Annotated in this window: 8 protein-coding genes; 3 read left to right on the top strand and 5 right to left on the bottom strand. The window is 67.8% G+C overall.

Features of this window, described 5'->3' with window-relative positions:
• Positions 1–1149: 1149 nt before the first annotated feature.
• On the top strand, positions 1150–1740 hold the full coding sequence (locus ACWGJB_RS49615) for a replication/maintenance protein RepL (protein ID WP_390849086.1): 591 nt from the start codon (positions 1150–1152) through the stop codon (positions 1738–1740).
• A 19-nt stretch (positions 1741–1759) separates the two neighbouring features.
• Complete coding sequence (locus tag ACWGJB_RS49610; RefSeq protein ID WP_062012246.1) at positions 1760–2155, top strand: Fic family protein; 396 nt, start codon at positions 1760–1762, stop codon at positions 2153–2155.
• 198 nt (positions 2156–2353) lie between these two features.
• Here the strand turns inward: ACWGJB_RS49610 and ACWGJB_RS49605 are convergent, their stop codons facing one another.
• From ACWGJB_RS49605 to ACWGJB_RS49590, 4 genes are all read right to left on the bottom strand, one after another.
• On the bottom strand, positions 2354–4405 hold the full coding sequence (locus ACWGJB_RS49605; protein ID WP_453386607.1) for a hypothetical protein: 2052 nt from the start codon (positions 4403–4405) through the stop codon (positions 2354–2356).
• A gap of 48 nt (positions 4406–4453) precedes the next feature.
• Complete coding sequence (locus ACWGJB_RS49600; protein ID WP_453386606.1) at positions 4454–6541, bottom strand: hypothetical protein; 2088 nt, start codon at positions 6539–6541, stop codon at positions 4454–4456.
• The gene (locus tag ACWGJB_RS49595; protein WP_453386605.1) at positions 6538–7212 is read right to left on the bottom strand and encodes a hypothetical protein; all 675 of its coding nucleotides are present in this window, start codon (positions 7210–7212) and stop codon (positions 6538–6540) included. Before ACWGJB_RS49595 ends, ACWGJB_RS49600 begins: the two co-directional genes overlap by 4 nt.
• Positions 7213–7316: 104 nt before the next feature.
• Positions 7317–8612, bottom strand: a complete 1296-nt coding sequence (locus ACWGJB_RS49590) for a hypothetical protein (protein WP_453386604.1) — start codon at positions 8610–8612, stop codon at positions 7317–7319.
• 259 nt (positions 8613–8871) lie between these two features.
• On the opposite strand from ACWGJB_RS49590, the gene ACWGJB_RS49585 reads away from it, so the two are divergent.
• Positions 8872–9303 carry a DUF6300 family protein gene (locus tag ACWGJB_RS49585; RefSeq protein ID WP_453386603.1) on the top strand — a complete coding sequence of 144 codons (432 nt, stop codon included), beginning with the start codon at positions 8872–8874 and terminating at the stop codon, positions 9301–9303.
• A 556-nt stretch (positions 9304–9859) separates the two neighbouring features.
• On the opposite strand, the gene ACWGJB_RS49580 is transcribed toward ACWGJB_RS49585, so the two are convergent.
• Positions 9860–10075 (bottom strand): hypothetical protein, encoded by a 216-nt coding sequence (locus ACWGJB_RS49580; RefSeq protein WP_453386602.1) that lies wholly within the window; start codon positions 10073–10075, stop codon positions 9860–9862.
• Between the last annotated feature and the right edge of the window lie 161 nt (positions 10076–10236).

Genomic DNA, 10236 nt, shown 5'->3' with positions numbered 1-10236 from the left:
CGAATTGCCCGCCTCCGGCGGGGGGTTATGGAATTGGCCTCCGGCCATTCCATAACCCTGCGTGCCTCCGGCACGAAAAGACGGGCGGAGAGGGTTTGTGCCTCCGGCACAAATTCGGGTGCTGATTTTGATTGTGGGGGTGGAGAGTTCGGGTTTGAGTTGGGGATTGGGTTGAGGGTCCGTCATGCGCCTTTTCCCGGGGTGAGGTTCGGGGGGAATCTCCGATTCCCTTCAAACCGAGGGGACTTTAATTGTATTCCGTGGGAAAAGTAAATCACGGAATACAAGGGAAGGGCAATAGGGGCCCCTCCGGGGCCCGATCGCCCGTTCGGGTGGGGGGTTGGGCTGCCTCCGGCAGAACGGCCCGGGTGTCCATCCCTGGGGTGTGGGGTGGAGGAGAGAGACAGACGGAGGGGGCAGGACAGGGAGCTGGAGGACGGAGAGGACGGGAGAGGAGCCCTCCGGGCCCCTGCTCCCCCCTCCCCCACCCCCGCCTGTCCACCGGGCCCGCCAGCACGGCACGGCGCGGCGGCGCCAGCCGACGCGCAACCAACACCAGGCCGCCCCCAATCCCCGAAGCCCACCACCCACCCACCCGCCCGCACTGGCCGGCGGCTGTTCACGGCAGGTAACTCCCCTTCAAACAGGCGTAGTTGGGAAAGTACAGGGGGCACGGGGGAAGGAGTTGTGGCGGAGGCTCGTCTTTAGTTAAGAGGCGCTCGGGAAAAGCGGCCTCTGACCTGCGGTTTTGTGAAACCTAATGTCGGCGGCCACCGACATTAGGTTTGCTCGGATGTCGGTCCATACCCGCACTCAGGTTAGAAACATGCGCCTATGCACAACTCTCCGGTGAGACATGCGAATAGACGCAAGTATTGACCTCCAGGTTCAGCGGTCCGCAGCGCCCATCTCAAGAAGACTTCCCTCGCCGGATCACTACCCGGCGAGTTACATACGGACGCCGCGTCGGCAACTGGCCGCGCGTGCGGACGTCCCATCGCACGGGGCGGGTAGGCCAGGCTCTGCGCCGATGTCGGCGACCGCCGACACAAACTTGCGACGAGCAGCAACTCTCCCGCGTGTAACATGCGGATGGTCGCAACTTTTGCCGTACAGTGCGCAGCACCTGTACGCGAAAGGATCATCTACATGGACGCAGCGGCAGAGGGTCTGCGCGCATGGCGCGCGAGCCCTCGACCCCAACCGCCCAAGCCTGTAAGGCCTGTTGAGCAGGACGGGGGCACCGACCTTGCTCGCCGGATCGCAGAGCAGTTCGGCAAGGGCCCCGTCCACGAGGTCAAGACGGTCGTCTACCGACGCCCCCCTCACGACATGCTCGGCGAGGCCGGCTACTCCCTCGTGTCCAACTACTTCCTGCGGCGCGTCCTGCCGTACTGCCTGATGCACAACATCATCAGCAAGCTCCAGGCTGCTGTGCTGTCGAACATGATCGGCAGGCAGAAGAAGGGCAAGATCGAGTGCACACACGCTGAGATCGCAGCCGAGCTCGGCGTGAAGCGGACCAGCATCGGCCACGCCCTCGACGCGCTCTGCGAGAAGAACCTCATCCGCAAGGTCAAGAGGTCCTCCTACCAGCTCAACCCTCGCGTCGCGTATAACGGAAACGGCCAGGAGCAGCACGACTTCCTCGCCGAGCTGCGAGCACTCGTCCTCGACTCCAAGTTCCCCGACGAACTCGCACCCGAGCTCACGTTGTTCTCCCGAACCGAGCTCGGCTGACCGAAGGGATCCCCTCGCCATGATGACCACCACGGACTTGCTGGGCATGCTGCACCAGCTGCAGCTCACCCCAACGGCGATCGACGTCCTCTCGGTGATGGTCGCGCACCAGGACCCCGGGGGCTCCGTCGGCATGAAGCAATCCGAGATCGACGAGATCCTCGGCGTGGGCCAGGCCTCCATGAGCCGCGCCATGGGACTGCTGGTCGACCGCGGCATCGTGCTGCGCTCCGGCGGCGGCCGCGGCCACCGCTACGCGCTCAACCCGGCCGTGGCCGGCTACGAGTCGCAGCACGAGCTGGAGAAAGAGATGACCCAGCAGCTCGCCGTCGGCGGCCCTCCCCCGATCAAGGTCCCGGGCTACGCCAAGCGCCCGCCCAAGCCCGGCAAGGGCGGCCTCCACGCGGTCGCCTGATCGCTCTCAGACGCAGTGATGCCCCGGCCGTACCGCCGGGGCATCGCCGCACCTGTACGCGAAACTGCGCCTCTCCAGTATGCCCGCCGGCCGCAGTGCCCCGCTTCCCGAGACGAGGCAGCAGCGTGAGATGGGCCTCTGAGGTCGTCGGCAGCTCCACCCCGGTGGGAGGGTTGCCCCAAGCCGGCGCAGTCGCCGCTACGAGGCGGGGGCAGGGCGCAGCAGGTTGGGGTTTTCGCGTCCTCCTGGAATGCGGATGATGACGACGAGGCATGGTTCGGATTCGCCGGGACGCTGGACGGGTTCGATCCAGATACTGGAGAAGAGGTTGACGGCGCCTTCGACGTCGACGGTTTTGTCGAGAGCGAGCAGGATGGCGAAGCCAGCGTTGGTGTTTTGGTATTCGGCCGCTTGGGCGACGTATTGACGTAGTGCGGTTTCGCTCGCGTCGTCTTCTTCGATCTTGCATTCGACGTTGAATTGCACGGCGCCGAAGGAGACGAGGATGTCGGTTCTTCCGCCTGCCTTGTCGATGACTTCTGAGTTAACGACGCTGAAGAGCGCTGAGAACTGCAGCACTTCCCGGTAGTGCTGATGGAATAGAGCTTCATCTACTTTCTGCTTCTTGCCGTCTTTGTCGCGTTTGCGGAGGTGCTCGGTGTACGAGCCGCCCATCTTTCGGCCGACGTCATAGCAGAGGTAGGCGTAGCGGATTGTGGTTTCCAGGAGAGCGGTGAACTCGTCGGCGATGCCGGTAATCCAGTCGCTGGAGCTTTCCAGCTGCCTGAGAAGTCGCGCCTTGAGGCGGCCGTACTTGGGGTCGGCGATGGGCGCGAGGACGTCTTCGTGGGTGCGCAGGCCGAGCTCCAGGCGGTCGAGGACGTGCTCCGGCGTCTGGTCAACGAACGCACCGAAGTCGTCCTTGAGTTGGTGTGCCAGCCGCTGCCAGCGGCGCGCTTTTCCCTGATCACTCGCCTGCTGACCGAGGGAGGTCTTGCTGGTCTTGGTGCGGTGGAGGAGAGCGGCGTGGAGTTGCTGGGCCGCGGGATCGTCGCGGAGTTCCTCGTCATGGGCCAGGGCGTGCTCGAGGAAGCGCTGCCGGTGCTCGTGCTGGAGGAAGGCGTCTTCGACGACAGGCGCCACCAGGGTCTCCACGGCCGCGGCCGCGGGGGTGTCCTTGAGTACGGCGACCGTGTTGTGCGCGGTGTATGCGCGCAGCAGTGCCGTGAGGATGCCGTGGCCGCCCTCGTACCAGGGGTCATCGTGGGCGAGGTGTGCGGCGGCGCCATCCAGCACGACGGTGAGTTCCGACCAGGCGATCACATCGTTCTGGCGCGGTCGTGCCCAGGCCGGTGTGCGGGTGCGATAGCGATAGTCCCGGTAGCGGTGGAGGGCGTCGCGCAGAGTGGAAGCGGCCGTGTGGACGCGTGTGGGGGCGTCGGGAGCGGACAGGCCGAGGACGGCCTCGATGGCGGCGTGGTAGAGCTGGGCGTCCAGACGGTCGGGATCGAGAGTGATCAGTTCGGCCAGCCGGTCCTGGGTTTTGCCGAGTTGCTCGGCCATGGGCGCGTACTGGTCTTGTTCCAGAGCCTGGCGCAGGTCGCCGAGGGCGAGTTCGAATGCCGCGTCTCGGCAGGTGTGGTCGAGCATCAGGCAGCGTTCGAGGGCGTCGCGGAGGCCGGCGCTGGGATGGTGGGCGTCGAGGACGCCGAGGAGGCGGGGCAGGCGGGTGGCCATCGCCTCGGGAAGCGCGGCGGGGTCCTCGGTTGCTTCGTCCATGGCGCCGAGGAGACGCGCAGCGCTTTTGATGATGCCGGCCAGGGTGAGTTGGACGAGACAGTCTGCGGCTTCCACCCCGATGAGGGCCGCGGCGAGGTCGTCGTCAGCATCTTGGGCTTGTTGGAGGCGGGCGAGCAGCGTTCGATTCAGTGGAGTGCCGAGTTCACGTGCCAGGGCGGGGTGGCCGGCGAGGGCGTCGGTGGCGCTGGCGAAGGCAGCGTGGTTGGTGTTGGTCCGAAGGCCGCCCAGGACGGCGTCGTACAGCGGCTTGCACGCTTCGGTACCGAAGGCGTCGAGGTGGTGTGCGGTCGCCTGGATGAGGTGGTGGAGGAAGGGGCCCTGCGCGAGGTGGTCTGCGGCGGCGAGGACCACGTCGAGGCCTCCGAGGTCGTCCACCGTCGGGCCGGCGCGCAGTTGGGGACGGGAGGCGCGTGCGGCCCACTGAGCCAGGCGTTCGTCGATGACGTGCACGATGCCTTCCGCCTCCCTCGCGTTGCTGGATACCCCTGGTGGCCTGGCCTAGAAAAGCTGACGCTTGTCAGGACCGGTCACGGTACGGTCCTCGGGGAAGAACTCCCAAACGGCGTCGTCGATCGAGGTGATCAAGATCTGGATGCCGTGGTCGTTGGCCGCGGTGTCGTAGAGGGTCTTGATGCACTGGCGCGCGTTGTCGTGGGAGAGCTCTTCGGCTGTGGGCGCGTCGATGAGCAGCAGGCCGGGGTGGGACATGATCCCCCGTTTGCGGCCGACTTTGATCATGCCGACGATGGCCGCGATGCGCATGCGCAGGCGGTCGGTGGGGCTGAACGACTTGAAGGGGTGCTTGGCACCGGTCTTGCGGGCGTTGAGGTGCCCCGCCAGGTTGAGGTCGACGCTGGTCAGGTTGGCCACACCGAGGTCGTGGGCAATGCCGACGATCTCGCGGTTCAGGTCGGCGAACAGGGCGTTACTGTGGTCGGCGACCACCTTTGACAACACCCCGGCGGCCGCCTCCAAGATGGCGTCGCCGTCGTCGGAGTCATCCTCGGTGTCCGACGGGTTTGTCGTTGCGGTGACGTAGTCACCGACCACCTCCGGCAGTCCCGTCCCGTTGCCGGTGGCGACAGCCAGAGCACCGCGCAGCTGGTAGACGTCCTGTCGGGCGGATTCGAGGTGGGTGTACCAGCTGCCGGAGCGTGCCGCGGTAAGCCGGGCGTTCGCCAGGTCGTACGCGGTACGGCTGTTGTCGCAGGCGGTGGTGGTCGTCTGAACAGCCTGCCGGGCTACGTCTTCAGCTGTGCGGGAGGCGTTCACCCGGTCCTCCAGCCGGCTGAGCAGTGCAGCCCGCGCGTCCGGGTCGTCCTGTACCTCCGGCAGAGGGCTTGCGCAGATCGAGCACCGGTGGTCGGTCTCTTCCGCGGTGCGCCGGGCATCGTCGATCTCGTGGTCGCAGCGCGGGCAGGACTCCGGCTCGAGGGATCCCAGAAGGAGTCGGGCGGCGTTGCTTTGCTGGGCTCGGCGGACGGCTCTCTCGTCCTTCAGGCGGGCCTTGTGCGCGAGGGCGTGGCTTTCTTCCGCCTCCTGGAGAGCTGCCTGGTCGTGGGCGAGCTGACGTGCGGCGGCGTCGACGTCGGCGAGCAGGCCCGTCAGGTCGGGCTGGTTCACTTCCAGGGTCGCCACCTTCTCCTCGGCGGCTCTGAGCGCCTGGCGCAGTGGCTCGGTCTGCTGCTCGCGGGCCTGGGCATCTTCGCGCGCCCGGCGCTGAACGCGGTTGCTCTCCTGGGTGTCCTTCTTGCGGGCTGTGTTGATCTGGGTGAGCTCGGATGCGTAGGGGACGTCGAGGAAGAGCTGCATCAGCTTCACGGGGAGCTGGTTGTAGGACGTTGGGCCCAGCAGGACGCTGGAGTTTCCCGAGTTCAGCGCGATGGCGTAGAAGTAGCTGGCCCAGCCGTGCACCTGTTCCGCGCTGTCGCGGTTGCCGTCGGCGTCCTTCGGAGCGCCGGCCTCGGCCGCCCACAGGGGCAGCGGTCGCAGCCCCAGGCGGTCGAGCATGAAACGGTCGATGAGCTCCTTGACGCCGTCGGGTTCCGCGGTCGCCGCCACGCGTACGCCGGGGCCGGTCTCCTGGGAGCCATCGAGGGCTGCGAGGTGCTCGAGGGTGTCGGCGCTCAGGAGCCGGCAGCTGGGGCGGTCGGGCTTGTCGAAGGTCAGCCGGATGGAGGCGGCGACGCCGGCGACCTCGATGTCCGCGCGAACGTAGGAGAACCAGCTCACCGTTTCCGGTCGTTTGAAGGCGTCGAAGCCGTCCCCGCGCAGGGCGTAGCTCAGCGCCCACAGAAGGCTCGACTTGCCGACGTTGTTCAGGGTGCTGGCGATCGCCCACGGGCCCGGCCCCAGTGGGACGTCGAAGGTGAAGGCACCGTCGTTGTCGTCCGTGCCGGTCTTGGTGCCCTCGCAGTACAGCCGGTGCACGACCAGTTGCCGTCGCGCGGGCAGCGGGCTGGTCAGCTGGATGCCGTGAGCCGACAGAGCGTCGCGCACCCTCTCCACATCAGCGGACGGCACGCGGGCGGCGATCTGCTCATACAGCTCAGCATCGGACGGGACCGGCAAAGGCTCTGTGGTCACGCGGCGTCCCCCTGCTCTGCTTCGGCGCGCAGCCGGGCCAGGCGCGCGCGGGCCCGGTCGGCGATCGACGGGATGACCTCGTTCAGCGGGGTCTGGGCGTAGTCACGCTGCAGGTACTGCCGTTTGCGCAGCGCCAGGGCGGAGTGCCCGGTGGCCTCGGCCAGCGCCCGGACGAGGCGGGCGCGTTCGGTGTACCAGGCCAGGACCGGGAACTGCTCCGTAGCCCGCTCGGCGAGCTCGCGTCCCTTGGCCGTGAGGTAGTAATTGTCCTGCAGCACCCGGTTGACCGTGCGCCGCGGCACGACCACCACCAGCCGCGGGACGGCCAGGATGCTCATCGCCAGGTCGATGTACTCGAACGCCCCGAACAGGTAGCGCAGCATCGGGATGGCGCAGATCTCCGGCTCGTCCGAATCCAGGATGCTGCCGGCCAGCTCCAGGTTGATGGGCTCATGTTCGCGCTCGTAGTCGTTGAGAAGCTCATCGGCCAGGTAATCCGGGTTGCGCAGCCAGAAGTCCAGCTTCTGCAGCCGGCCCTCGGCGCGCAGGACAGCCACCGCACCCTTCGGCGCGGCCTGTTGTTCGGCTTCGTTCAACGGATCGCACACCGCCGCGATGAGCAGCAGAAGCCGAATCGCATCGGAGAAGCTGTCCCCCTCGTCATCATCCACTCACACACCGTAATGACTCGTGATGTGGTTGATCAATGCCTCTGCAAGGGCCGCTCCGGACCGGCGAGACGGTTCCTCGGCGACAACAACCCAGTCGGCCGAGGTCAGTTACGGCGGCGGCGGACGTTGCGCAGCCACCGGCCCAGGGCCGAGCGCCGACTGTCCTCTCCTGGTCCCGGCGGCGGGAACGGCGGAAGCGGTGGCGTCGAGGGCAGCGGAGGCCGTGACGGGTGCGGGGGCTCCGCAGGCGGCCCGGATTCTCCTGTCGGGCCAGCGGGTGGTTCAGGGCCCGACGGCACCGGTTCCTGGCGCTCCTGTGGCGGGGGCGGCGTTAGGGCGGCGGGAGGAGGTGTTGCGGGAGGTTCCGGCTGCGGCACGTCCCGTGTCGGTGACGGGGCCGGGCTGATGGCCGCGCGGCCGGGTGCCGGCTTCGGCTGGCGGGGGCGGACGACGGGCTTGGGAAGGTCCACAGTGGTGCCGTCGGTGTCCCAACGGGTCACCTGCCAAGGCTGTTTCACCCACAGCTGCAGTTCGATCCAGCCCTGGCTTTGCGCACGTGACAGGTCGTCGGGGAAGAGCTTCCAGTAGCCGTAGGCGAGCACCTGCCCCGACCGTGTGGTGGCCCCGATCCAGTCGGGGCGGTCGCAGCGTACCGCGACCCGCAGCCGTACGGGCCTGTCCTCGATGTGGACGGGGTTGCGGGCCACGTACATGACCACGTACGAGTCGCGGTCGCGGCCGACGGCATCGGCGGTGCTGACGGGCCCCCACACCGCGCGCGGGATCGTATCGGCGGTGCCGTCGACGAGTGCCTGAGCCAGTTGGTCGGCGTCGGCGCGGCCGCGGCAGAACTGCGTCCATGGGATGTTGCGTGTCCCGTCAGGGGCGACCGCGGCGAACTCCTCGGCTACCTCGGGGTCCTGGTCGAAGTCCTGGAGGATCTGCACGATGCGGCGTGCCGAGGCGATCGCCTGTCCTGCCTGTTTGCTGGTCGCCCGGGGCCCCGCCCCGCCCGTACTGCCGGGGCGGACCGTCCCGGCCGGTGGTCGTTTAGTGTGGCCGCCGGTCCCGAGATGGTCCAGTGGCGGGCAGATCAGCCGCCACTGACCGGCGCGCCGCACCACCGTGCCCGCCGAGCCGCCGGTGAGCTGCTTGCCACGCTGGTCGAGGTCGTACGTGCAGGTCGGCGTGTGCGGGTCGAGCCTGAAGTAGTGGGAGGTGCGGCCGTCTGGATCGTCGGCGTTGCCATGCCGGGCGCTCACCCTGGTTCCGCACCCGCCGCACTTGAGGGGCATCACGTAGCGCGGGTGCGGCTGGCGGTCGATCTCCGACCGGTCGTACTCGTTGCCCAGCGCGTCCTTGACCCACGGGATGCGCACCCCGCGCTGCTTCTTCGCCACACGCCTCTCCCCGTCAGCGACTCATCCTTCCGTGCTCTCTCTTGATCTTCCCCCAACGCCCGCCGCTGTGAGTCGTCTTGGGCACCTGAACGTGGGGATGTTCCTGTTTGCCCGCCTCGGGCCAGAGCGCAGGGCCGACGGCCAGGTACTGAGAGCGCTCTGGTCGATCCCTATTCACGTGTGTCTCCGCCCTTGACTTAGGTTGCGAATGGGGCAGATCGTGACCGTTCGCGTCTTGCTCCACGGGAAGGGGACTTGTATGTCCTTCACCTGGCGATACCTGGTACGCCCGGACGGGTCTTTCAGCCGGATCGGCAACCTCAACGGCAGCCTCGACGACGTCACTGACGAAGAACTGGCCCGCATGCGTCCTGCCGATCGCGACGACGAGGAACAGCCGGCTCGGCCCTGCTCCCGCTGCGGAAGCGACCTCCTGCTGCACTGGCATGGCCCACTCGGGACCGGTGTGTGGATGGAGCTCTGCGCCGCCTGCGACGCTCACCGCCCCGCAGCCCGCGCCTTCATCCGCTGGCACCGCGACGCCGACCGCGACCCGAAAGCACTCCCCCAGCTGTTCGAGGACTGGGAGAGCGAGACCATGCACGCGCACGGTTGGGCCCGCGCCCAGGAACCCGAGGCTCCCTTCAGTCCCCCCGCCCCGCCCGGCCTCACACCGCGCGGACGAGGCTGAACGGGACGTCGGAGAAGTCATCGAGCCCCGCGGTCATCAACATGGCGCCGTCGGCGGGAGCCGTGCCATCGTTGCCGTACGCCAGCGGGCCCCGGCCGCAGCCACGGCCAGGGCCCGCACCGCGTAGGAGGCGGCTGTCCCGGCTCAGCTATCGGGAGCCGGGGCGGCCGTCAGCACCTCGGGAACACGAGGTCCCGGATGATCCTGCCCGCCCAGTACGCGGCGGCCGAGATCGGCCCCAGCCACAACCGCACACGCCGCGCGATCCTGCTGGCCCTCCTCGGCCTGGTGCGCTCGCCCACAGACGTCTCCCTCCTCCCGGACGGCTACGTGCCGGACCCGGGCGCCCAGGGCCCAACCGCACGCCAAGGAGCAGTAATCGCCGTTCTTGGAACGAGCGAGAACAACGCTAGCCGGGGTGCACTGACCGGAGAACAGCGTTTCTGTAGCTGTTCGCCAAAAGTGCTTCGGCGCGGTAGATCTGCGCGTCAACTGCCTACCGTCGACGGCCGATGCGAGGTGCCCCGACGGACGGCGCCTGCCGCCGGGGCACGATCTACTTGTCGCCGCCCGCGCCGGACTTCCGGGCGATCAGCACCGCCACCGCCCGGGCGTGGTTGGCCATGGCGCGCAGGTGGTCGGTGATGGTCTTCGCGGGGTGCTTGGCCGAGGGGCCGCACGGGGCGATCGGATTGGACGCGAGAGCGACGAGCCAGAGGAGCCCGAGCAAGGCGGGAACGATCTGGGCGAGCCTCGCGAGATGCGTCAACACGGTGGAGTCTTCTTCCCGTTGTCGTGATGTGAGTGCGCCGGGCGCCTCGGCACAGCTCAAGAATCACGACACGGAAAACAAGATCGCAAACCGCGTTTTGGCAGGTCGCGGAGCCTTCTAAGGGGGTGGGGGTGGCTAGGTTCGCCCTCATCCAACGGATG

The organism is Streptomyces sp. NPDC054813, assembly GCF_053611365.1.
Note: the sequence above shows the minus strand (reverse complement) of the source record. Positions and strands in the feature narration are given on the sequence as shown.

Coding starts and splice junctions, on each gene's coding strand:
- ACWGJB_RS49615 (WP_390849086.1), top strand. CDS start 1,150: ATGGACGCAGCGGCAGAGGGTCTGCGCGCATGGCGCGCGAGCCCTCGA.
- ACWGJB_RS49610 (WP_062012246.1), top strand. CDS start 1,760: ATGATGACCACCACGGACTTGCTGGGCATGCTGCACCAGCTGCAGCTC.
- ACWGJB_RS49585 (WP_453386603.1), top strand. CDS start 8,872: ATGTCCTTCACCTGGCGATACCTGGTACGCCCGGACGGGTCTTTCAGC.